This window comes from Halomonas sp. ND22Bw, from assembly GCF_003011945.1.
Taxonomy (GTDB): Bacteria; Pseudomonadota; Gammaproteobacteria; order Pseudomonadales; family Halomonadaceae; genus Halomonas; species Halomonas halophila.
The window spans coordinates 1-374 of the sequence record NZ_PXWD01000317.1 but is presented as its reverse complement, the minus strand read 5'-3'; the positions used below and the strand labels follow the sequence as shown (position 1 = coordinate 374).

Here is a 374-nt window from a genome sequence, read left to right as displayed (position 1 = left end):
CACGTCGTCGAAATGAACGTCGGCGACCTTCGCGCCCTTCTGCCCCATCTTGCGTTCGGGTTCGCCCACCGACACGCCGGGCAGGTCGCGGGGCACGAGGAAGGCCGACACGCCGCGTCCGCCCGCTTCCTCCCCGGTGCGCGCCATCACGGTGAACAGGTCGGCGCGATCGGCATTGGTGATGTACCGCTTGCCGCCCGACAGGCGATAGACGTCGCCGTCGCGGACCGCGCGGGTGCGCACCGCGCCCGAATCGCTGCCCGCCTCCGGCTCGGTCAGCGCGAAGCTGGTGATGACCTCCCCGCTGGCGATGCGCGGCAGCCACTGCGCCTTCTGTTCGGGGGTGCCGGCCATCACCAGCCCCTGGCTGCCGA

The 374-nt window shown here is 71.7% G+C and carries 1 protein-coding gene; it reads right to left on the bottom strand.

Features of this window, described 5'->3' with window-relative positions; genetic code table 11:
• The coding region (locus CVH10_RS18240) for an acyl-CoA dehydrogenase family protein (RefSeq protein WP_369335868.1) at positions 1-354 on the bottom strand (354 nt) is incomplete at its 3' end.
• Positions 355-374: the final 20 nt, after the last annotated feature.